The sequence below is a fragment of the Turicibacter sanguinis genome (assembly GCF_013046825.1).
In the GTDB taxonomy this organism is placed as follows: domain Bacteria; phylum Bacillota_I; class Bacilli_A; order MOL361; family Turicibacteraceae; genus Turicibacter; species Turicibacter sanguinis.
In genome coordinates this window covers 758,362-781,971 of sequence record NZ_CP053187.1, presented here as the reverse complement: position 1 = coordinate 781,971, position 23,610 = coordinate 758,362, and the positions used below count along the sequence as shown (strand labels likewise).

General features: G+C 33.9%; 17 protein-coding genes and 1 riboswitch. Of the genes, 12 read left to right on the top strand and 5 right to left on the bottom strand.

Annotation, left to right across the window (positions count from 1 at the left end):
* Positions 1-26: 26 nt before the first annotated feature.
* Positions 27-269, bottom strand: a complete 243-nt coding sequence (locus HLK68_RS03855; protein ID WP_009606884.1) for a DUF2922 domain-containing protein — start codon at positions 267-269, stop codon at positions 27-29.
* 38 nt (positions 270-307) lie between these two features.
* Positions 308-535: a DUF1659 domain-containing protein gene (locus HLK68_RS03850; RefSeq protein ID WP_006783691.1), complete on the bottom strand. Its 228-nt coding sequence runs from the start codon at positions 533-535 to the stop codon at positions 308-310.
* A 403-nt stretch (positions 536-938) separates the two neighbouring features.
* On the opposite strand from HLK68_RS03850, the gene HLK68_RS03845 reads away from it, so the two are divergent.
* The 3 genes from HLK68_RS03845 (at position 939) to dusB (ending at position 4,011) form a co-directional block, all read left to right on the top strand.
* Positions 939-1,508, top strand: coding sequence for a manganese efflux pump MntP (locus tag HLK68_RS03845; protein ID WP_006783692.1), 570 nt, complete (start codon positions 939-941; stop codon positions 1,506-1,508).
* Positions 1,509-1,548: 40 nt separating this feature from the next.
* Positions 1,549-2,511: a calcium/sodium antiporter gene (locus HLK68_RS03840; protein WP_006783693.1), complete on the top strand. Its 963-nt coding sequence runs from the start codon at positions 1,549-1,551 to the stop codon at positions 2,509-2,511.
* A gap of 489 nt (positions 2,512-3,000) precedes the next feature.
* Positions 3,001-4,011: a tRNA dihydrouridine synthase DusB gene (gene dusB / locus HLK68_RS03835; RefSeq protein WP_006783694.1), complete on the top strand. Its 1,011-nt coding sequence runs from the start codon at positions 3,001-3,003 to the stop codon at positions 4,009-4,011.
* A 45-nt stretch (positions 4,012-4,056) separates the two neighbouring features.
* Here dusB and HLK68_RS03830 read toward each other — a convergent pair whose 3' ends face one another.
* On the bottom strand, positions 4,057-5,097 hold the full coding sequence (locus HLK68_RS03830) for a M42 family metallopeptidase (protein WP_006783695.1): 1,041 nt from the start codon (positions 5,095-5,097) through the stop codon (positions 4,057-4,059).
* Between the two features lie 213 nt (positions 5,098-5,310).
* Between HLK68_RS03830 and HLK68_RS03825 the strand changes: the two genes are divergently transcribed.
* The 7 genes from HLK68_RS03825 (at position 5,311) to HLK68_RS03795 (ending at position 14,111) form a co-directional block, all read left to right on the top strand.
* The gene (locus tag HLK68_RS03825; RefSeq protein WP_006783696.1) at positions 5,311-5,760 is read left to right on the top strand and encodes an RDD family protein; all 450 of its coding nucleotides are present in this window, start codon (positions 5,311-5,313) and stop codon (positions 5,758-5,760) included.
* Positions 5,761-5,771: 11 nt separating this feature from the next.
* A complete protein-coding gene (locus tag HLK68_RS03820) occupies positions 5,772-6,419 on the top strand; it encodes a VanZ family protein (protein ID WP_006783697.1) in 648 nt (215 codons plus the stop codon).
* A 147-nt stretch (positions 6,420-6,566) separates the two neighbouring features.
* A riboswitch (purine riboswitch) is annotated at positions 6,567-6,668 on the top strand.
* A 213-nt stretch (positions 6,669-6,881) separates the two neighbouring features.
* On the top strand, positions 6,882-8,177 hold the full coding sequence (locus HLK68_RS03815; protein WP_006783698.1) for an NCS2 family permease: 1,296 nt from the start codon (positions 6,882-6,884) through the stop codon (positions 8,175-8,177).
* A 152-nt stretch (positions 8,178-8,329) separates the two neighbouring features.
* Positions 8,330-9,865: a glutamine-hydrolyzing GMP synthase gene (gene guaA / locus HLK68_RS03810; RefSeq protein WP_009606881.1), complete on the top strand. Its 1,536-nt coding sequence runs from the start codon at positions 8,330-8,332 to the stop codon at positions 9,863-9,865.
* Between the two features lie 136 nt (positions 9,866-10,001).
* A complete protein-coding gene (locus HLK68_RS03805; RefSeq protein WP_129821382.1) occupies positions 10,002-10,403 on the top strand; it encodes an ester cyclase in 402 nt (133 codons plus the stop codon).
* Between the two features lie 428 nt (positions 10,404-10,831).
* Positions 10,832-12,589, top strand: coding sequence for a 1-deoxy-D-xylulose-5-phosphate synthase (locus HLK68_RS03800; protein WP_009606891.1), 1,758 nt, complete (start codon positions 10,832-10,834; stop codon positions 12,587-12,589).
* Positions 12,590-12,767: 178 nt separating this feature from the next.
* A complete protein-coding gene (locus tag HLK68_RS03795) occupies positions 12,768-14,111 on the top strand; it encodes an alpha-L-fucosidase (protein WP_229040128.1) in 1,344 nt (447 codons plus the stop codon).
* Between the two features lie 66 nt (positions 14,112-14,177).
* On the opposite strand, the gene HLK68_RS03790 is transcribed toward HLK68_RS03795, so the two are convergent.
* Entirely contained in the window at positions 14,178-16,160 is a 1,983-nt protein-coding gene (locus HLK68_RS03790) for a penicillin-binding transpeptidase domain-containing protein (protein WP_238843635.1), read from the bottom strand.
* A gap of 287 nt (positions 16,161-16,447) precedes the next feature.
* On the opposite strand from HLK68_RS03790, the gene adhE reads away from it, so the two are divergent.
* The gene (gene adhE, locus HLK68_RS03785; protein ID WP_006783704.1) at positions 16,448-19,081 is read left to right on the top strand and encodes a bifunctional acetaldehyde-CoA/alcohol dehydrogenase; all 2,634 of its coding nucleotides are present in this window, start codon (positions 16,448-16,450) and stop codon (positions 19,079-19,081) included.
* Positions 19,082-19,345: 264 nt separating this feature from the next.
* On the opposite strand, the gene HLK68_RS03780 is transcribed toward adhE, so the two are convergent.
* Positions 19,346-21,958, bottom strand: a complete 2,613-nt coding sequence (locus HLK68_RS03780; RefSeq protein ID WP_006785261.1) for an FAD-dependent oxidoreductase — start codon at positions 21,956-21,958, stop codon at positions 19,346-19,348.
* A gap of 246 nt (positions 21,959-22,204) precedes the next feature.
* Here HLK68_RS03780 and HLK68_RS03775 point away from each other — a divergent pair, with 246 nt between their 5' ends.
* Positions 22,205-23,605 carry a DUF7309 domain-containing protein gene (locus HLK68_RS03775; RefSeq protein WP_006785260.1) on the top strand — a complete coding sequence of 467 codons (1,401 nt, stop codon included), beginning with the start codon at positions 22,205-22,207 and terminating at the stop codon, positions 23,603-23,605.
* Positions 23,606-23,610: the final 5 nt, after the last annotated feature.

The following is a 23,610-nucleotide window of genomic DNA, read 5'->3' as shown; positions in this document are numbered from 1 at the left end:
TTACCGCAAGGATAAGAGCTTTTTGTCTACTCTGCTAAATCAAGCTTTTCAACTGTTTTGTTGACAATTTCAGCACCTTCAATGGTTGCCAATGTCACTTCAGGCTGATTATCATCAACTAATAAGACATTCGTCTCAATTGCGGCTCGCATAAAAGCATTGATTTGGTCTGTTGTAATATTTTCGTTTGGCGTATCAATATTAATTGATCTTGCTTTTCCTAAACTATCTTTAAATTTACATGTTAAAATAAGTGATTTTGTAATCATCTAAAATTCCCCCTAAATTTTTGTTTTGTGGATAAAGATTAAAGTGTATCTGCTAATGAGATTTCAAAGTAGTCAGCTGCTACTGTTTTTTTATACATGTGATTAGAAAGCACCCTGTATTTATCAGCAAAGATGGCAAGATCTGATTCCTCGCTATCTAGACGAATCGCATTAAACGTTTTAGTTTTGTTAATAATTTTCCCATCATCATCGACACCTGCTGTAAAATAAATCATTAATTTACGGTTAATTAAGTTTTCCTTCATAAGTTATTCCCCCTAGATTTTAGTTTGAATTGGTGTAGGCCTTAGCACCTTTTCACAACATGTATATAGATTAGGAGAAAATTTAGTGTGGTAATTATTAAAAAAATACATATTTTATCGTTTTTTACATAAATTAATAATAAATATAAATTGTATCCAAATATTGTTGATTTTATGTGTAAAAATAACATATAATAGTCTTGTTGTAACTAAATAACTCACTTTATGATGAGGGAGTAGTTGGCACGTTTAGTGTGGTTAAGTCAACAAAACGCGAACTTAGTTCTGGCTTAATCTTAAATGACGAGACTCATGCATAACACTTTTTTGTTATGCATTGGTCTCGTTTTTTTTATGCCGACCTTTGAGTTATGATTTGAGTCAATAAAATAGGAGGTTTAAAATGAGTATTATTGCATTAGTTTTTGTCGCAATTGGTTTAGCAATGGATGCTTTTACAGTCTCAATTGCTAAAGGGATTAGCTTAAGAAAGGCAACTGTTCCACAAGCTGCTAAAGTTGCTTTATTCTTCGGTGGATTTCAGGCTTTAATGCCGCTACTTGGATGGTTATTTGGGTTAAGTTTTGAAAAATATATTACAGCATTTGATCACTGGATTGCTTTAATTTTATTAACGTTAATTGGTGGAAAAATGTTATATGAATCATTTAAAGGAGAGGATGAAGAGGATAGTGTTGAGGTTGATCCGTTAAATGCTCGTTCTTTACTCGTTCTTGCTATTGCAACAAGTATTGATGCTTTAGCAGTAGGAGTTACATTTGCCTTTTTAAATGTTAACATTTTGACATCTATTACTTTAATTGGTGTTATTACATTTGTTATTAGTTTTGCCGGTGTTATTATAGGGAACAAAGTAGGAGAATATCTAAAGAATTATGCAGAAATCGTTGGGGGAATCATTTTAATTCTGATTGGAGTTAGTATTTTCTTAGAACACACGGTTTTAGCTTAATTAATAAATCGAAAATTTAATAGAAGGGTGCGAATTTTTTATGAGTTATATTTTATTAGTCATTGGATTCATCTTTTTAATCAAGGGAGCAGATTTATTTGTTGATGGAGCATCATCTATTGCCAAAACTTTAAAAATTCCTAGTTTAATTATAGGGTTAACCATCGTAGCATTTGGAACAAGTGCTCCAGAAGCAGCTGTTAGTATTACAGGAGCATTTGCTGGTGCTAATGATATTACAGTAGGTAACGTTGTTGGATCAAATATTTTTAACTTATTAGTGGTAGTTGGGGTCGCAGCCTTTATTTCACCTCTAAATGTTAAGAAGTCAATTATTGCAAAAGAGTTTCCATTTGCTTTACTCGGAGCATTTGTTTTAATTGTTCTAGGGTTAGATTCAAAATATCATAATTATACAGATAACGTTTTAACACGTGCTGATGGAATTATGTTATTAGTATTACTTGGAATTTTCATGTATTATTTAATTGAATTAGCTTTAACAGCACGTAAAGAAGGAAAAGACCAAGAAGATGAGGAAGAAATTAAATCTTATCCATTGCCAAAAAGTATTCTTTTATCAATTATTGGGATTGTTGGAATTGTAATTGGTGGAGATTTAGTTGTAGATAGTGCCTCAAACATCGCTTTAGCTTGGGGAATGAGTCAAAGTTTAGTTGGTTTAACAATCGTTGCGGTTGGAACCTCATTACCTGAGTTAGTTACTTCAATTGTAGCTGCACGTAAAGGTGAAAGTGATATTGCGTTAGGAAATGTTATTGGATCTAATATCTTTAATATCTTCTTTGTATTAGGTATTTCATCATTTATCCATGAGATTACAATTAACAGTGCTGTCTTCTTAGATATGTTTATTATGATGGCTGCTTCATTTATTACATACGGATTTGCAGCATCAAAACGTAGTATTAATAAAAAAGAGGGAGCATTCCTTGTTTGCTTATATGTTGCATACATGATCTTTGTTATTTGGAAAGGTTAAAAAAGGCGTAAGCCTTTTTTTCTTTGTAAAATAGTAAAAGATAATAAGTCCATTTTAGAAAATGTTTGATTTAACTGTAGTAAATTCTATAAACCCAAGTTTGATGTAAAGAGAATCTTATTTTCTTGGGAAATATATTGACTAGCTAAACTATTTGATAGCGCCAATAAATGAGTTAAAAAATAATAGAAGTTTTCTTTGATTGTATTGGTTTCAATGTAGAAGTTATTTTGGATAAATCGAATATACAATGAGTAGGTTATCTAGTACAGTAGCTGGATTAATTATGATAATTGCCGCTTCTGCTTTTGCTAATTTTATGTAGGATATTGAGTTATCTACTACCGCATAGTAGATAACTTTTTTATCATGGCAACACGGTTTTATCTTGGTTGCACAAAAGTTGTGGATAAGGTATAATGATGATTTGTCGAAGATTGATTATAAGAAATTTTATATATATAAAACTTTTAGGAAAGTGGTGAAGATATGAGTTTTAAAATTAGAGAAATTGAGATTGATAATCCAGTTGTTTTAGCACCAATGGCAGGTGTTTGTAATGCAGCCTTCCGTACGATTATCAAAGAGATGGGAACGGGATTAATTTACGCTGAAATGGTAAGTGATAAAGCGGTTGTTTATCAAAATAAGAAAACATTAGATATGCTTTATGTTGATCCAGCTGAGCGTCCATTATCAATGCAAATTTTCGGATCAGATAAGGAAACATTTGTTGAAGCGGCAAAATACGTAGATGCAAATTGTGATTGCGATATTATTGATATTAATATGGGATGTCCTGTTCCTAAAGTTACTAAAAATGAAGCGGGAGCACGTTTATTACTTGAACCCGATAAGATTTATGATATTGTGGCAAATGTTGTGGATGTTGTTAAAAAGCCAGTTACAGTTAAAATGCGTACTGGATGGGATAAAGAACATATTTATGCGATTGAAAATGCACTAAAAATTGAGCAAGCCGGAGCAAGTGCAATTGCTGTTCATGGGCGTACACGTTCTCAAATGTATGAAGGAAAAGCTGACTGGGGAATTATTAAAGATGTTAAGGATGCTATTAAGACGATTCCTGTTATCGGAAATGGAGATATTAATTCACCAGAAATGGCGAAGCGTGTTCTTGAAGAGAGTGGTGTAGACGGTATTATGATTGGACGTGCCGCACTTGGAAACCCATGGTTAATGAAAAAAATCGTTCATTATTTAGCAACAGATGAATTAATTGAAGAACCATCAGCTCATGAAAAATTACGTTTAGCGGTTGATCATATGGATCGTTTAATTGACTTAAAATGTGAAAAAGTAGCATTGCTTGAAATGCGTTCACATATGGCATGGTATATCAAAGGATTAGAAGGGGCAACTCATGTTAAACGTATGATTACAACTGTTAAAACTCGTGAAGAAATGATGGACATTGTAAATCGTTACGAAGCTTACTTAAATGGAGATAAATCAGCTCGTTTAGTTGTTGAAGAATAGGATAGAAAAAAGGTGACCCTAATAGTTTAGGAGTCACCTTTTTAATTAAAATTTAATTTCAGTAAGATAAGCAGATAATAATTTCATAACATTAACACATCCATCGATATGAGTACGTTCTACACCATGGGAAGCATGAACTCCTGGTCCGATTAATGCAGCCTTTATATCATGACCTGCACGAAGAGCAGCTGATGCATCTGATCCGTAGAATGGATAAATATCAACAGCATATCCTAATTCATGCTTTTTAGAAAGTTCAATTAACTCCGATGTCATTTCATAATCGTAAGGACCTGATGAGTCTTTTGCACAGATTGAGACGTCATATTCTGTACATGATAAATCTTTACCAATGCAGCCCATATCAACAGCAATCATACGTGTGATGTTAGCTGGTAATGAAGCTGCTCCATGACCTACTTCTTCGTATGTTGAAACAACGAATTGAATCGTGTGATTAGGTTTGATGTTTGCTTCTAGTAAAGATTTGAAAACAGTAAAGATGATGGCAACACTAATTTTGTCATCGATGTGACGGGATTTAATGAACCCACTTTCTGTGATTGTGGTTTTAGGATCGATTGAGATGAAATCCCCATTTTGAATCCCTAAATCAATAACATCTTGTTTTGAAAGCACAACTTCATCAAGACGAACCATTAACTCATCGACTGTTTGCCCTTTTTTACCACAATCTTCATAAACATGTGAAGCTGGGGCAAGGCTTAAGATTGTTCCGGTATAAGCTTTTCCATCACGGGTATGAACAGTGCAGTATTCTCCAAGAAGCGTCATCATTTGATTTCCACCAATTGATGTTAAGCGTAATGTTCCATCAGCACTAATTGAGCGAACCATCAATCCAAGTGTATCGACGTGAGCAGAAAGTCCAAGAACTTTTGTAGAATCTAATCCTTCAAATGTGACAATTAGATTTCCTTTATTTGATTTAATAGCTGATAAACCTAATTCTTTTGCATAAGTTGCAATTTTTTCAATCACAGCCTGTGTATAACCACTTGGACTGGGTGTCATTAAAATATCTGTTGCTAATGAATAAAAATATGAATGATCAAAATTCATCGATATTCCCCATTTCTAATTTAATTTGAAATCTATGTAACGTATTATACTATATTTTGGAATTTTTTATCTTTAATTATGAGGAAAGTTTTAAAAATTAATATTATTTCATTTATGCGTTTTCAATTGTCATGTATAATTATTTTTGTGAGATAGAAGAATCAAACAATGGACATTAGGACAAAATTTAAAATGGCTAGAGGAGTGATGCGCATGTTTGAGATGTTAATACGAAGAGGGGTAGCTTTTTTTATTGATTTTATTTTATTATTGTTAATCTTCTATGGAAATGCACAGTTTATTTTTATTTCATTCGATAATGCTGGACAAACTTTTGGATTACAAGTTGTCATAGCGATGATTATGCTACAACTTATTTATGTATTCATTTATTTTATTTATATTCCAGTTCGTATGCCCGGGCAAACAGTTGGAAAACGTATCATGAAAATTAAAGAAGTAAAACAAAACCAAAAGGAAATGACAGTTAGTGATTATTTTAAACGTGATTTCTTATTAAAATTTTTATTATCTTCTATGACTTCAGGATTTGTGGTTATTTTTAATGCTATTTTATTAACGTATCAATCGATTCGTAAACAACCGTTACGCGCATTTCAAGATTATGTTATGAAAACAGATGTTATCAAAGTAACGAAATAGAGGAAAAAACGATGATGTTAACAACTTGTAGTGATTTAAGAGAGTTGTATAATCAAATTCAACATTTAGAGGCAACATCAGTTATTCACTTTAATTTTTGGGTTACTGTTATTTTGTCAGTGATTTTTTTGTTTTTTTATCGCCGATTTAATAGTACGAATTCGATATGGAAGTGTTTATTAGTCACGAGTTTTGTTTTTTATGTTTTAAATGTCATTCGGTTAGTTTTCTTTCCGATTCCAATTAATCCAAATTATATTGAGATTTTAAAGCGAGAGTCTGAATGTGGAATTTTACTTGAGAGACGACATAATTTTGAATTATTCGATTTTATGAAATGGGGAAATCTATTTCATATTACAACGGTCGGGAATTTTTTGTTGTTAATGCCATTGAGTTTTTATTTTCCGATTCTATTTAAAAAGCATAAGTGGAATTTAGTAAATATAACACTAATTGGTTTTATGACCTCTTTATGTATAGAATCTTTGCAATTAACGTACGACTTAGTAACTGGATATGCTTATCGAGGATTTAATGTCGATGATTTAATGGTAAACACACTGGGGGTTTTTTGGGGATATCTTATTTATATTGTCTTAAAATTGATTTGGTGTGTTATTAACAAAATTAAGAGAATATTTCTTTACGTTGAATGAGGCGATTATAGATATAATCGCTTTTTTACTAGCTTAAATTATGAAAATAAAAATCATTATTTACATTTTTACAATAAAATACAAAAAAGGTGTAAATTTTCTGTGGAAAATCATTGACTTTTATAGGTATAGACCTTATATTTAAGTAGTAAATTGAATCTTTTCTCTCGTATATCATCGGAAATATGGTCCGAAAGTCTCTACCTACTCACCGTAAATGAGTAGACTACGGGTTTTATCAGTTATTAAGAAAATAGGCCAATTATTTTTTTGATTTCTGATTTACCATAAGTAGGGACTTTCAGCATTTTTAGCTGGAAGTCCCTTTTGTTTTTTAGGTAAGTATTACGGGGGAGGACATTCTATCTTTGTTCATTGGAGTAGGAAATTAGATAGATCCGTGATACTTACCTTTTTAATTTACGAGCCGAGAGAAGGAGAAGAATTGGGAGGAGTACCGACATGAACAAATTCTTCAAATTAGAAGAACGTGGCACAACTGTTTCAAAAGAATTTATTGCCGGAGTTACAACATTCTTATCAATGGCGTACATCATTTTCGTTAATCCAAATACACTTGGAGCTGCGGGAATGGATACAGGCGCTGTCTTTACAGCAACAATTTTAGCAGCATCTATTGGAACATTAATTATGGGATTATTCGCTAACTTCCCAGTAGCACTTGCTCCAGGGATGGGAATGAATGCATTCTTCTCTTATACCGTTGTTTTAATGATGGGATATAGCTGGCAACAAGCTTTAGCAGGTATTTTTATCTCAGGAATTTTATTCATTATTTTATCAGCAACTGGGTTACGTGAATTAATTATTAATAGTATTCCAACATCGTTAAAACATGCTGTTGGAACAGGAATCGGATTTTTCATTGCTTTTTTAGGATTCCAAAATTCAGGAATCATCGTTAATAACGATGCAACATTAGTTGGAATCGGAGATTTCACAGATCCAAATGTATTAATTACAGTAATTGGATTAGTTGTAACGTTAATTTTATTAGTTCGTAAAACACCAGCAGCTATCTTTATTGGTATGATTGTGACAGCTGTTGTCGGAATGATTTTAGGTGTGGTTGAATTACCAACGCAAATTATTGCATCAGTTCCTTCTTTAAAACCAACATTTGGTGCATTATTTGAAGCCTTACCAAGTATTTTCACAGTAGAAATGATTCCAGTTATTTTCTCATTCTTATTCGTCGATTTCTTTGATACGGCGGGAACTTTAATGGCTGTTGGAGCACGTGCAGGTTTAGTAGATGAAAAAGGTCATTTAGTAGATGGAGATAAAGCATTACTTGCCGATTCAACTGCTACTGTTGTTGGTGCCGTTTTAGGAACATCTTCAACAACTTCTTTCGTTGAATCATTAACAGGAGTTGAAGCGGGTGGACGTACTGGATTAACTTCAGTCTTTACTGCATTATGTTTCTTAATTATGTTATTCTGCTCAGGCTTATTATCAGTTGTTACTTCAGCTGTAACAGCACCAGCCTTAATTGTTGTAGGTATTTTAATGGCTTCTTCTTTAGGTGACATTGAGTGGAAAAACATCGAGACATCAATTCCAGCATTCGTAACTATTATTATGATGGTACTTGGATATTCAATCGCTGAAGGGATTGCATCAGGGTTCTTATTATATCCAATCATGATGGTAGCAGCACGTCGTTCTAAAGAAGTTCATCCAGTTATGTGGGGATTAGCAGTTATTTTCCTATTACATTTCATCATGCAGTAAGTAACTTATAGTAGAAAAAATGAACATTTTGTCATAATGAGGGTGACAAAAGTTCATTTTTTACTATATAATCTTAAATAAGAAATTTTTAGGCGGTCATCCTATAAAATATCGAAGCAAAAAACAAACTAGTAAAAAGAGGTGAAGGACATATGCAACATGATGAGGTTATTGTATTAGACTTTGGTAGTCAATATAATCAGTTAATTACTCGCCGTATTCGTGAATTCGGAGTATATAGTGAATTAAAATCACATAAGTTAACGGCAGCAGAAATCAAGCAAATGCCAAATGTTAAAGGAATTATCTTCAGTGGAAGTCCTAATAGTGTCACACAAGAAGGTGCATTTACAGTTGATCCTGAAATCTTTAACTTAGGATTACCGATTTTAGGGATTTGCTACGGAATGCAATTAACAACTCATATGCACGGTGGAGTAGTAGAACGTGCTGAACAACGTGAGTATGGAAAAGCAGAAATCACAATTAAAAATGTGAATAAATTATATCAAGATATGCCACAAGAACAAGTGGTATGGATGAGTCATGGTTATCATGTAACAAAGTTACCAGAAGGATTTGTTGTTGATGCTAGCAGCGATTCATGTCCAATTGCAGCAGCTTCAAATGAAGAACGTAACATTTATTTAGTTCAATTCCATCCTGAAGTACAACACTCAGTGTATGGTTCACAAATTTTAAAGAACTTTATCTTTAATGTTTGTGGTGCAGAGGCTAACTGGTCAATGAAAAACTTCATTGATGAGCAAGTAGAAAAAATCCGCGCTCAAGTTGGATCTGAAAATGTATTATGTGCCTTAAGTGGTGGGGTTGATTCATCTGTTGTTGCAGCATTAATTCACCGTGCTATCGGAGATCAATTAACATGTATGTTCGTTGATCATGGATTACTTCGTAAAGGAGAAGCGGAAAGTGTTGTTGAAACATTTGATGGAAAATTCAATATGAACTTCATCAAAATTGATGCACAAGAACGTTTCTTAAATAAATTAAAAGGTGTTTCTGATCCTGAGCAAAAACGTAAAATTATTGGTAATGAGTTTGTTTATTGCTTTGATGAAGAATCTGCTAAATTAAAAGACATGAAGTTCTTAGCACAAGGAACTCTTTATACAGATATTATTGAATCTGGTACTGATACAGCTCAAACAATTAAATCACACCATAACGTAGGGGGATTACCTGAAGATATGGAGTTCGAATTAATTGAACCGCTGAACACTTTATTCAAAGATGAAGTTCGTCAATTAGGACTTGAGCTTGGATTACCAGAAGAAATTGTCTTCCGTCAACCATTCCCTGGACCTGGTCTTGGAATTCGTGTTTTAGGTGAAGTGACAGAAGAGAAATTAGAAATCGTTCGTGAGTCAGATTTCATTTTACGTGAAGAAATCAAAAAAGCAGGACTTGAACGCGATGTATGGCAATATTTCACTGCGTTACCTAACATTAAATCAGTTGGGGTAATGGGAGATGAGCGTACATATGACCATACGGTTGTTGTTCGTGCCGTAACGTCAATTGATGGTATGACTTCAGATTGGGCACGTATCCCATTTGATGTTTTACAAAAAATCTCTGTTCGTATCGTAAACGAAGTCGCACACGTTAACCGCGTAGTGTATGACATTACATCTAAACCGCCTGCAACAATTGAGTGGGAATAATATTAGAAAGCTTGGAGAACCTTTATTTTAAAGTTTTTCCAAGCTTTTTTTATAAGGAATAAATAATAAATTAAGAAGTAAAGAATCAATTTTAAGTACATAAATTTATAAAGAAGGAGAGGAGTTGAAGTTGTAAATGAGTGAAAAAGAAATAGTCATCGCTTTTTTTATTGAAGGGTATGTGAAGAAGAATTATGAGTATGTCTTAAAAATTTTAAGTGAAGATTATATTGATCATAGTCCAGCGTCAGCTAGAAGTAATCATGATGCAGTTAATATTTTAAAAATTATTGCTAACATATTTGATAATCTTAAGATAGAAATACTAGACGTTTTTGCAGAAAATGAACAGGTGGCAACGAGAGTTCGGTACGAGGCTAAACATATTGGCGAGTATATGGGAATTAGTGCAACACATAAAACAATCAGCTTTGAAGCATTGGAAAACTTTAAAGTTGTTAATGGTAAAATTGTTGAATCGTGGGGGTATTGGCCTGATAAAGAGATTGAAGTTCTACTATTAGAAGAGCAAATTTAGTTATTTAAAGGATATGCAAAGTTGATAGTTGATAAAAGGGTTTAAATAGCGTATAAAGAAGAAGGAGATGTCTATCAGGGAAAAAAGAATACCAAACGTCATCTACCTTAATGATTGAAGAAATAAAGAAATTTGAAAATGTGGTAGATTCTTATGTTAGTGAAGAGAAGCCTGTTAAAGAAACAATAGATTAACGAAAAGCTCCTTATTATAGGGAGCTTTTTCTTATTTTGAAAAATTTAATTTTCACTATTGCGTTAGAGTTTACTTCAGGTGTTATACTCTCTTTCAGATGGATATTAAAGTTAAGAATAGGTGATACTTTCTTTGTAGAGGGTTCAAAGTAAAATAGGATAAGACAGGGATGTAAATCATTGTTTATTAACTAAATTCTTCGAGATTGAGGAAAACATAAAGGAGGAAATTAAATGGAGTTAAATATTTTAAATCGTATAAATTCCCCGAAAGATTTAAAGGCGCTTAATCAGGAAGACTTACCATTATTAGCGGATGAAATTAGACAAGTTATTATAGAAAAGGTGAGTCAAACAGGCGGGCATTTTGGTCCGAATCTAGGAATGGTAGAGGCAACGATTGCAATGCATTATGTTTTTAATTCACCTGTGGATAAAATTGTATATGATGTCTCACATCAATGTTACCCACATAAAATTTTAACAGGAAGAAAACATGGATTTATTGATCCTGAGCAATTTGCATCAATTACAGGATATAGCTCACCTAAAGAAAGTGAACATGATTTCTTTACAGTAGGTCATACCTCGACTTCTATTAGTTTGGCGTGCGGTCTTGCCAAAGCGCGCGATGTTAAAGGTGAAAAAGAAAATATTATTGCAGTTATTGGAGATGGTTCGTTAAGTGGTGGTGAAGCCTATGAAGGTTTAAATAATGCTGCTGCCTCAGGTAAAAATATGATTATCTTAGTAAATGATAATGATATGTCGATTGCTGTCAACCATGGTGGTTTATATAAAAACTTAGCTGAACTTCGTCAATCGAATGGAACCTGTGAAAATAACTTCTTTAAATCACTTGGATTTGATTATCGCTTTGTTCCAAATGGTCATGATATTGATGCTTTAATTAATGTATTCTCAGAAGTAAAAGATACCGAGAAACCTGTTGTCATTCATATGTATACGGTCAAAGGAAAAGGATATAAACCATCAGAATCAAATAAAGAAGGTTTCCATTATGTAGGACCGTTTAATTTAGAGACGGGGAAACAACTTTACAGTTTCAATGGTGAAAACTATGGTCAAATTATAGATAATTTCTTATGTGAGAAAGCTAAAACAGATGAAAAAGTCATTGCGATTACAGCTGGAACACCAGGGGTTGTAGGATTAAATAAGTTTAGATATGAATTCCCTGAACAATTTATGGATGTTGGAATTGCAGAAGAACATGCCGTTGCGCTAGCATCAGGATTAGCCTCTCAAGGTGCAAAACCTGTTCTTGGTCTTTACAGCTCATTCATTCAACGAACATATGACCAATTGTCTCAAGATTTAGCCATCAATAATAATCCTGCGCTGATTTTAGTATTTGGTAGCGGAATTTCTTCGGCTGATGTTACTCATTTAGGTGTATTTGATATTGCGCTTGTCTCAAATATTCCAAATATCGTTTATCTAGCTCCTACGACTAAGGAAGAATATCTAGCCATGGTAGAATGGGGACTTGAACAAAATGAGCATCCGGTTGTGGTGCGAGTACCTGGAGGTCCTGTTATTTCGACAAAAGAAGAGGTTGCACCTAACTTCAGTCAACTAAATTGTTATCAAAAAATGAATGATGGAAGCAAGGTTGCTATTTTAGCATTAGGCTCATTTTATACATTAGGTCAAAACGTTCAAGAAAAGTTAAAATCTATAACAGGTATCGAGGCAACGTTAATCAATCCTCGTTTTGCTAGTGGAATTGACGAAGCTTTACTGACACAATTATTAGCTAATCATCAGATAATCGTGACACTAGAAGACGGTGTTCTTGATGGTGGATTTGGTGAAAAAATCTCAAGATTCTACGCGGATAAAGAGATCAAAGTTTTAAATTACGGTGCAACAAAAGAATTTACGGATCGTGAGGATATTAACCTATTATATGAACGATACCGCCTAAGAGAAGATTTGATTGTAGAAGATATTAAAAGACTGTTATAAAAGAAATTAGTATGTACGCTATAGGATAGACAATGTAAAAAGTCTATTCCATAGCGTACATTTTTTAGTTTTAAATACAGTAAAATAACGAGTTATTCTTGAATTTTTACACTTTCAACAATACGTTATATGGCAGTACTATTAAGATGATTCTAATATTTTATAAGGGGAGATTACTTTGGATCACAGATTGGACATGTATACTAGTATAGTTCCCAATCATCGTCAGCTCATCATTCAGGAAATGAAATACTATGCCTTCATTCATTACGGTATCAACACGTTTACGGATAAAGAATGGGGAAATGGCAGGGAGGAAGAAAGTTTATTTAATCCTAAAAATCAAGATACGGATCAGTGGTGTCGTGCGATTGCTGATGCGGGAATGAAAGGGATTATCTTAACTTGCAAGCACCATGATGGATTTTGTTTGTGGCCAACCCAAACAACAGAGCACTCAATTAAAAATAGTCCTTATAAAAACGGTGAGGGAGATGTGGTACAGGAGGTTGCGAATAGCTGTAAAAAATATGGACTTAAATTCGGGGTTTATCTTTCTCCGTGGGATAGAAATGCAGATTGTTATGGAACTCCTGAGTATAATGATTTTTATATCAAACAGTTAACAGAACTATTAACTAATTACGGTGAAATATTTATGCTTTGGTTAGATGGTGCATGTGGTGCCAAAGAAGATGGTAAGCCAGTTCAAAAATATGATTTTGAACGTATTTGGACTACAGCAATTGAATTACAACCTGATATTGTGATGTCCGGTTGTGCTCCTGATGTTCGTTGGATAGGGAATGAAAGTGGAAAAACTCGTGAAAGTGAATGGAATGTCGTTCCAAAATTTCAATATGAACAACAGAATTTTGTAGCAAATTGTCAGACAGACCATGATATGAAGAAATTTCAACAGCGTTGCCAAGATATTATGTTGCCTGATATGGGATCACGTGAATTCTTAAGTCATTTTGATGAATTTATGTGGTATCCTGCTGAGGTAGATGTTTCAATTCGTGAAGGATGGTTTTATCACTTAACGCAAAGTCCTAAGTCGCTTCATCATCTGATGAAAATCTATTATAATTCTGCCGGGAATAACTCGCTTATGCTATTGAACATTCCTCCTGATAAAAATGGTTTGCTTGATGAGAGGGATATTGAACGTTTGCGTGAAATGGGACAGTGGATAAAAAAAGAAGATGACTTAGTAATAGATAATGTGAAGATTGAACGTTCTACTGATGGCTTTAACATAAAAATGACCTTTGAAAAGCAGTCTGTTGACCGTATACGGATTTCAGAAGATACAACAAAATCTCAGCGAGTTGAGCGTTTTTTTATTTATTCCGATAAAAATAAAATATATGAGGGGACAATCATTGGTTTTTCAAAAATTGCAATTTTTGAGCCAATAGTTACGGATAATCTAATAATCAAAATCCTCGAATGCCGTAAAGAGCCATATATTGAAAAAATAGAGGTTGTTGCAACAGGTTCATACCGTGTTAAGTAAGTGAGTGGAGTGAAAATAATAAAAAGCTTAGATTACCTATGTGAGGTTTTCTAAGCTTTTTTGTCTTTATTTTAAGTATGCTTTTAAAATATCTCCGACCATTGAAACAACGCCTAGTGTCCCAAGACCGTTTTGAACATCTTCAACGACAACGGCTATTGATATTTTTGAGTTATCTAAGTCAGTTGCAACGAACCATCCATTTTCACTTCCAGTTTCACCTTGAGATTGTTTGATTTCAGCTGTACCTGTTTTTCCAGCAAGTTTTACACCATCGATTTTAGCTAGATGACCGGTTCCATCACTATCTTCAACAGCTGCAGAAAAGACGTCTTGTAGAATCGTTAAATGATCAGTTGAAACAATAGATTCTTTTAAGATTGTAGGAGTTGTTGAGTCATTTAATACCAAGTTTGGATTCATGATATTTCCGTTATTTGATAGCATACTGTAAGCGAGTGCCATGTTTAAAGTTGTAACCATCACTTGTCCTTGTCCATAACCACTATCGGCAAGCAAGATATCGCTACTTAGTGCTCCACTATTAGAGACTTGACTTGTGTTAAGGGGATAACCAATATTTAATTCTGTTCCGATTGTAAACTTTTCTGCTCCTTTAATGAAGGCATCACTTCCAATAGCTAGTGCATTCATGGCGAAGTAGATATTGTCTGAATATTTAACAGCCTCTTTTAAACTTACTTGCGTTTGCCCGTTGATACGGTGAATTTTGTAATTTCCCCAAGAACTTTCTTTTTGCCACTCTGAGCCTTCAATTGTTTTGATTTCCTGGGGATCAAGAGTTCCATTTTCAAGCCCAGTTGCCGCAGTAATTAATTTAAATGTAGATCCAGGTGAGTAGAGGGTAGTGAAGCGATTGGCTTCATCTGCATAATTAATGGCTTCGCGACGTTGTTTCTCACTGTTTGTCATGTAAGTCGTATAACGATTTGAGTTGTAAGAAGGTGAGCTAACTAAAGCTAAAATTTCTCCTGTTGTTGGATCAACAGCTGTGGCTGAACCTTTCTCACCATTCATTGTTTCATAAATTTTTACCTGTAAATTTGGATCAATTGAAAGTTTGATATCAGATCCATTTCGAGCTTCTGTTAAAGCAATGGTTTCGATATTTGTTCCATCTCGTTCAATATAAACTTCCATTCCATCAATTCCACGTAACGTTTCTTCATAAACTTGTTCAAGTCCTGCTTTTCCAATTAAAGAATTTCTTGTATAAATGCCTTCTTCGTCCGCTTCTAATTGTTCAGCTGTAATTTCACCAATATACCCTAATAATCGGCCAAACGCTTCTTCATTTTTATAGATTCGACCTTGGGTATTTCGAATTAAAATTCCTTCATGTTCTCGATTACTTAAAAATTGTATAAGTGAAGTTCCAGGAAGAACCGTAACAATTGGAACAAAGTAATCAGGATTTGAGTTTGCGTCTAGTTTTTTTATAATGGTATCTTCGTCAATATCGAGTAGGGTAGCAAGCTCTGAAATTTTACTTTCTCGATTATTATCGTCAAACTCAGCAGGATGAATTCCGATGATTTTTAATGTTCCATCAGATGCTAACGCTTCACCGTTTCGATCTAAAATACTCCCGCGCGTTGAACTTTTCGTCACGACGCGAACTTTATCACCACTTTCCATCATCGGAAAGATTAAGGCTTCAGACCATAAAATTTTTAATTCCCCATTTTCTTTGATATATGGAAGTTCATAGTCAGATGACGAGAAGTTTCCAGCTACGGTATCCATTGTTAGTGAGAAGGGGATTACTTCATTTTCAGTATCGATTTCTCCCATCTCAGTTTTTAAGTTGCTAGCCTCAATTCCAGAATAGATATTATTATATCTTGTGACAAACTCTTCTTGGGTGATGGCAGCCTGTGATTCACTACTCAGTAAAAGATATAACCCTTCAAAATCTTTATTTACCAACTTTTCATCAAAGTTTGAGAATAGTAAATCAACTTCATTTGATGAACAGCCAGCTAGTATTGTAACAAACAGTAATACGATTGCTAATACCTTTTTCATTTCAATCCCTCTTTTCATCCTTATTATGGAAATCATATCATTATATTTGTTATGAGCATAGGAATAGTACCTTAGACAAAAAATATTTAAATATAAAAAAAAGTAAAACGTTTTTCTATAAGAAAGTGAATTAATCAGGAATAATTTTTGAAATTTTATAATACATCTGTATAGACAGTAAGATAGATTCTTAGATTTTAAGAATCGAGCTTAGTATATAGGACTTGTTGATACTAAGGATAGTAGTAGCATAAGATATAAATTTTAAATGGGGAGGAATTTGAATAATGAGTGAACAAAAGATGGAATGGACTAATGAAGAAATTGATGTTCATGTCGATGAGTTAGTTCAAAAGGCACTAGTAGCTTTAGAAAAATTTGAATCTTTCAATCAAGAAACTGTGGATTATATTGTAGCGAAATGTTCAGTTGCAGGGCTTGATCAACATGGTGTGTTAGCTGAAGCAGCTGTTAAAGAAACTGGGCGTGGAGTTTTTGAAGATAAGGCAGTTAAAAACTTATTTGCCTGTGAGTATGTAACGAGCAACCTCCGTCATTTAAAAACAGTGGGGATTATTAGTGAAGATCCGCTAACTGGAATTACTGAAATTGCAGAACCTGTCGGAGTGATTTGTGGAATTATTCCAACAACAAATCCAACGTCTACGGTTATTTTTAAATCATTAATTGCATTAAAAACACGAAATCCAATTATTTTCTCATTCCATCCATCTGCTTATGAATGTTCTGTTCAAGCAGCGACTGTCATCCGTGATGCGGCGATTGCTGCTGGAGCACCTGAGGATTGTATTCAATGGTTAGGAATGCGTTCAATGTACGCTACATCTGCATTGATGAATCATAAAGGAATTGCAACGATTTTAGCAACAGGTGGTAACGCGATGGTTAAAGCCGCCTATTCATGTGGAAAACCAGCACTTGGGGTAGGGGCAGGAAATGTGCCAGCCTATGTTGAGAAAACTTGTGTATTAAAACGTGCAGTCAATGATATCGTGTTATCTAAGTCATTTGATAATGGAATGATTTGTGCTTCTGAGCAAGCAGCCATTGTTGATGAAGAAATTTATCAAGATTTTAAAGATGAAATGTGCCGTTTTAAAGTTTATTTTGCTAATGAAGAAGAGAAAGCAAAATTAGAAAATTATATGTTTGGATGCACGGCTTATAGTGATCATGTAAATGATGCTCACTTAAATCCTGCTGTAGTTGGTAAACCTGTGACATGGATTGCACAGCAAGCTGGATTTGTTGTGCCTGAAGATACTCAAATTATTTGTGCTGAGTGCCAAGAAGTAGGACCTAACGAGCCTTTAACACGCGAAAAGTTATCCCCAGTTTTAGCGGTGTTAAAAGCGACGTCTACGGAAGATGGAATCGAAAAATCGGCAGCAATGGTTGAATTTAACGGGCTTGGACATTCAGCTGCGATTCATACGCAAGATCATGATATTACAGTTCAATTTGGATTAAAATGTAAAGCTATTCGTGTGATTGAAAATGCACCATCGACATTTGGTGGGATTGGTTCAGTATATAATGCGTTCATTCCTTCTTTGACTTTAGGGTGCGGATCTTATGGGCACAATTCGGTCTCTAACAACGTGAGTGCAATTAACTTGCTAAATATTAAACGCATCGGGCGCCGTAACAATAATATGCAATGGGTAAAGCTTCCTCCTAAAGTTTATTTTGAAAAAAATTCAATTAAATATTTAAGAGATATGAAGGAAATGGAAAAAGCCATGATTATCACGGATAGAGGAATGTATAATCTTGGTTACGTTGCAAAAATTGAAGATGTGATTAGAAGACGTCGTAATAAAGTTGATTTAGAATTATTCTTTGATGTAGAACCAGATCCAAGTATCGACACAGTTAATGAAGGTGTTGAATTAATGAGAAAATTCCAACCTGATACGATTATCGCATTAGGTGGAGGATCTTCAATGGATGCTGCAAAAGTTATGTGGCTAATGTATGAACATCCTGAAGTAAACTTTGATGATATTAAACAAAAATTCATGGATATTAGAAAACGTGCCTTTAAATTCCCAGAGCTCGGTAAAAAAGCAAGCTTAATTTGTATCCCAACGACATCTGGAACGGGATCTGAAGTAACTCCATTTGCGGTTATTACAGACAAAGCGGCTAATAAAAAATATCCATTAACGGACTATTCATTAACGCCAACTGTTGCCATTGTTGATCCAGAATTCGCAATGAGTATGCCAGCATCGATTGCTTCTGATACGGGAATTGATGTTTTAACACATGCGATTGAAGCATATGTTTCAATTTTAGCGTCTGATTTTACAGATGGATTAGCAAAACAAGCTGTTAAATTAGTGTTCGATTATTTAGAACGTTCAGTTAAGAATGGAAAAAATGATCCTGAAGCACGAGAAAAAATGCATAATGCTGGAACGATTGCAGGGATGGCATTTGCCAACGCATTCCTTGGAATGAATCACTCATTAGCCCACAAAATCGGTGGAGAATGGCACGTTCCTCATGGACGTACAAACGGAATCTTATTACCACACGTAATCCGCTATAACGGAACGATTCCAACAAAATTAAATATCTGGCCAAAAATTGAAAATTATAAAGCAGATATTAAATACATGGAGTTAGCTCAATTAATTGGATTAAATCCAAAAACTCCAGCTGAAGGGGTAGAGATGTTTGCAGATGCCTGCGAAGAGTTATGTAAAAAAGTTGGAGTTCCTTGTAATATTAAATCTCAAGGAATTGATGCTGATGCTTGGGAAGAATCAGTACATCGTATGGCAATGAATGCTTACGAGGACCAATGTACACCAGCTAATCCAAGAATGCCAATGGTACATGATATGGAAGCTATTTTACGTACAATCTATGACTATGAAAGCAAATTTTAATAATAAAAAAAGAGCCAAGCGGCTCTTTTTTTATTATTAAAATTTTTAAATGAAGTTTACTAACATTTATAATGACTAAAGAAAAAAGGAATTGTACGGTGGGGTAAAATAAATTTCAGATTATTATGTCAAGGTGAGGATATATTAAAAAATTATATTAGGATTTTAAGAAAAATTGATGAAAAATAATAAGTCACTATACTGCATCAATAAATAGTAATAAAAAGACTCTAGGACGATGAGGTTCTAGAGTCTTTTTATTTATTAGTTAAACATTTTGCTCATCACTGTCTGATAGTCATGACCTTGACGAACTCCATTTAATACAACATTTGCTTTAGAGATATCTTTGAATAAGACACCATAAACTAAGTGATTATCTTTGAAGTATAATTTTTTGAATAATCCTGTTGCTGGATTTGAATCCATCATCACTTGGTAAGATTCCATGTTTTCTGTTGGATATGTTCCCACTGAGAACATTTCTGTATCAAAGGCAATTAATGATAATGGTTCAACTTGATTAGCGAATGTTGCCACATCACCAACAGCATTAGTACCGGCAACTTTACCTTGTTCAATGGCTGGGGCCCAAAGGTTTGTTGAAATACCTTCAAACTGTGCTACATCACCACAAGCATAAATGTCAGCAACTGATGTTTGCATGTTTTCGTTAACAACGATTCCACGATCAACAGTAATGTTAGCAGACACAGCTAACCCTGTATTTGCACGAACTCCAACGCTGATAACGACTAAATCTGCTTCAATTAATTCATTGTTAACTTTAACACCTGTTACTTTATTGCTGTTTGCTACAATTTCTTGAGCAGATGCTTCAGTAATTAGGTTAATGTTTTTAGTAGCTAAAATATTTTGCATGAATGCTGATGCAGATTCTTCTAATTGACGTGGCATAATGCGTGGGGCTGCTTCAATAACTGTGATTTGTAATCCAAGTTCTTGTAACGCATCAGCTGCTTCAAGTCCTAAAACTCCACCACCAATAATAACAGCTTTAGATTTTCCTTTAGCGTATTCACGTAACGCTAATGCATCTTCTTTATCTTTAATGCTGAACACACCTTCTGCATTTGCTCCTTTGATAGGTGGGATAAAGTTAGATGATCCAGTTGCTAAGATTAATTTATCGTAAGACATTGTAATTCCATCAGATAATACAAGTGATTTGTTAGTAGCATCTAATGACTCAACAGTTGTACTTAATTTTAATGTGATATTTTTTTCAGCGTAATACGCTTCAGGATTTAAGTAGAATTCTTCAGTCGGTACATCTTTAACAATTAAATCAGATAAAGCAGGGCGGTAGTATGGATAGCTTGCTTCTTTACTGATTAATGTAATAGATGCTACCTCATTACGAGCACGGATTGCATTTGCAGCACTTACTGCTGCTACACCACTACCAACGATAACGAAGTTTTCTTCTTTAGTTGAATTGAATGTGATAACTTCTTCTTCATATTGCTCGAATAAGTCAGCACCAACTCCACAAGCAGGACAAACTTCAGGAGGTAATACACCAGGATAAACTTCTCCACAGATGACGCAACGCCATAAAACAACTTTTCCACTTGGATTTAAGTCTTCTGTATTTGTAGCTCCGGCTTTTTTTCGAGCAGGAACTTTTCCTTCGATTAAGCATTTAGCAAATAATTTACCATAATCGATAGCATCTTTTGTTTCGCGATCCGATGCACGGAATTTAATTTTGAATCCATCTAATACTTTCATACGTAATTGATGTAGACGGTCCATAATATTATCCACACCTTCACCGCTCCAACCATAAGATCCAAAGCATGATACCACTTTTCCACCGTGAACGATTGGATTTAAATTGATTGCTAAGTCCCAAATGATAGGAAGTGCGTCTCCATTGATTGTACATGTTCCGAATAAAATCCCATCTGCATCAGCGAATGCTGCTAAGATTTCATCTTTTTTCTGTGGATAATTTAAGATATCTAAGTTATACATTACAACGTCGATAGATGGGTCTACTTCTTGGATTCCTTTGACGATAGCTTCGGCAAGTTCCCCAGTATAACCATAAGCTGATACATAAGGGACGACTACTTTTTTATGATGGGCTTTTTGTGGTGCCGTTGACCATGTTTTGTATGTATTAATGATTTCATCAATGCGAGTATCAAGCACAGGGCCATGTCCATTACAAATCATTTCGATTTTTAAATTTTTGATTTTATCAATTGCTTTTAAGACATAAGGTTTGAATGGTGAAAAGATAGCCGTGTAGTAATAAAGTAGGGCATCTTGGTAGTTCGCTTCCTCGCTTTCTGGTACTTCAGATAATTTAATGCCATGTTTCGGGCTATAATGTGATCCGAATGAGTCACAAGTAAATAAAATATTATCTGTTTTTAAATAAGAGTACATTGAGTCTGGCCAATGTAAAAATGGAGCAGGGATGAAATCAAATGTTTTATTTCCCAGTGTGAAAGTTTTTAGACTTTCGGCTGTTAAATAGTTAAAATCCATATTGATTAAATCTTTTAAATAAGTAATGGCCGTTTTCGAACCGATAACTGTAATATTAGGAAGAAGTTTTACTAAACGTCCAATTGAACCAGCATGATCTGGTTCTGTATGATTGGTGATAATGTACTTAATATTTTCTAAGTCCCCAATTGTTTCTTTAATTTTTTCTAAATATGAATCAAAGAATTTTTCTTTTACTGTTTCAATTAGAATTGCTCCTTCAGTTGTGTTAACTAAATAAGAGTTATAAGTTGTTCCGTATTTTGTCTCCATGATGATATCAAAGACATCAAGATTTGGGTCAAGAATTCCTAACCAATGAACATCATTATTTAAGGCTACAGTCTGAATCATACATTACCCTCCAACAGTCAAATTTGAAATAAATTACGGAATTATTCCTATAAGTAGTATGAACTATATCTATATTTATATATTGTGATATTTTTAATTTATTTCTAATCTTACTTTAACAAAATTCAAAAAAGATGGTCAAGAATAGTGCATTCTAATTTTTTTTGAAATAAAAATTATACTTTTATGTGTAACAAAAACCTTATTTTACCATAATAATTTAAACGATTAATAAGGAGGAGTAGGATGCCAACTGTTACTGAATGGAGCCGATTATATCAAGCATCTATGGATTTTAAATGTTTTAGTCCATGGAATTTTATGACGGAGCATCAATTATTTGCGGTGCAAGATCCGGAAACTAATTTGACTGGATTTTGCTGTATTTTGGGCCAAAAAGGAAAACATTTAGCTTTGAATGTTTATTTAGGGATAGAAGGATTGAAAGGGTATTTACAGATGTTAGAATTAAGTGATGATGAGCTGTGGCACCCAAATTATTTTAAAACATTATGGGGACAAACTTGTTTAGTTTCTAGCTTTGAAGATAGAAGTCAGTTATCTGATAAAGATATTGAACAAATCAAAGCATTAGGTTTAAAATTTAAAGGTACTAAGGAATGGCCACAGTTTCGAGATTATAAAGCAGGATTTTTACCAGCTGAGCTTGAGGATGGATGGCAATGCCGTTTTTTAGCCACAGCACTTGAGCAAGCAACTCAGTTAGCTAACCTCATTCAGACGAATCAAATTAACGCAACTGGTGATCAAATTTTTATCCGTGTTCAAAATGAACAAGCTGAGTGGAATACGATTAAAGTTTCAATGAATTTATTTTTGGAACAAATTTCTGATTTGCAAATTACATATCATAATGAATTAGAAGCGTACCGTATTATGAAGTTACCACAGTATGATATGGTGTTTGAAGTCACTCAGTTTTTATTGCCTGACCCCGTTCAAACAAAACCTAGTGCCAGAGGATTTTTTCCAATGATTACAGCGATTTTAGATAAAGATTCAAAGCAATTAGTTCTAGCTGAGATGACGGATTCGAGTCGAGAAAGTTATGATGAAGTTTTATCAAAATTTGCAAGAACATTAAGTAGAGATTTAAAATTTAGACCTGCTTGTTTAGTCTCAGATCATCAAGAAGTTATTGATGTATTTGCTGACTTTTGTAAGAAAACTAAAATACCGATTTTGAAAGTAGATTATTTAGAAGCTGCTCATGAATTTATGGACGATTTAATTGATTCTACAGAAGATGAAAATTATGACTTTGATGAAGATTCTCTAAATCAAGTTGATGTCATGATGCAAACAATTCGAGAGATTTGTAAGACTATTTTAAATTCTGATTCACTATCTAGAGATATGTCAAAAGAAGTTCAAGCTCAATTTTCAAATATTGTGGAGTTGTTTCATATTGTTATGCTTGGAAATTTTAATGAATTTCCGGATTATTGGACAGCAGATCATGTAGAAACAGCATGTCGTGAAATTTTACCAAATATTTTATCTGAAGAGGAATTAAAATTGGTTCCTGAAATTTTATATCGTTATTTATTTATCGCAGGAGAGGCTAAAATTATGCCTAATAGCGAAACATTACAACAAAGAGTAAAGACAGTTTATAATTTATAAAAAGA

Coding starts and splice junctions, on each gene's coding strand:
- HLK68_RS03850 (WP_006783691.1), bottom strand. CDS start 535: ATGAAGGAAAACTTAATTAACCGTAAATTAATGATTTATTTTACAGCA.
- HLK68_RS03840 (WP_006783693.1), top strand. CDS start 1,549: ATGAGTTATATTTTATTAGTCATTGGATTCATCTTTTTAATCAAGGGA.
- dusB (WP_006783694.1), top strand. CDS start 3,001: ATGAGTTTTAAAATTAGAGAAATTGAGATTGATAATCCAGTTGTTTTA.
- guaA (WP_009606881.1), top strand. CDS start 8,330: ATGCAACATGATGAGGTTATTGTATTAGACTTTGGTAGTCAATATAAT.
- HLK68_RS03800 (WP_009606891.1), top strand. CDS start 10,832: ATGGAGTTAAATATTTTAAATCGTATAAATTCCCCGAAAGATTTAAAG.
- HLK68_RS03805 (WP_129821382.1), top strand. CDS start 10,002: ATGAGTGAAAAAGAAATAGTCATCGCTTTTTTTATTGAAGGGTATGTG.
- adhE (WP_006783704.1), top strand. CDS start 16,448: ATGAGTGAACAAAAGATGGAATGGACTAATGAAGAAATTGATGTTCAT.
- HLK68_RS03820 (WP_006783697.1), top strand. CDS start 5,772: ATGATGTTAACAACTTGTAGTGATTTAAGAGAGTTGTATAATCAAATT.
- HLK68_RS03845 (WP_006783692.1), top strand. CDS start 939: ATGAGTATTATTGCATTAGTTTTTGTCGCAATTGGTTTAGCAATGGAT.
- HLK68_RS03815 (WP_006783698.1), top strand. CDS start 6,882: ATGAACAAATTCTTCAAATTAGAAGAACGTGGCACAACTGTTTCAAAA.
- HLK68_RS03775 (WP_006785260.1), top strand. CDS start 22,205: ATGCCAACTGTTACTGAATGGAGCCGATTATATCAAGCATCTATGGAT.
- HLK68_RS03830 (WP_006783695.1), bottom strand. CDS start 5,097: ATGAATTTTGATCATTCATATTTTTATTCATTAGCAACAGATATTTTA.
- HLK68_RS03780 (WP_006785261.1), bottom strand. CDS start 21,958: ATGATTCAGACTGTAGCCTTAAATAATGATGTTCATTGGTTAGGAATT.
- HLK68_RS03855 (WP_009606884.1), bottom strand. CDS start 269: ATGATTACAAAATCACTTATTTTAACATGTAAATTTAAAGATAGTTTA.
- HLK68_RS03790 (WP_238843635.1), bottom strand. CDS start 16,160: ATGAAAAAGGTATTAGCAATCGTATTACTGTTTGTTACAATACTAGCT.
- HLK68_RS03825 (WP_006783696.1), top strand. CDS start 5,311: ATGTTTGAGATGTTAATACGAAGAGGGGTAGCTTTTTTTATTGATTTT.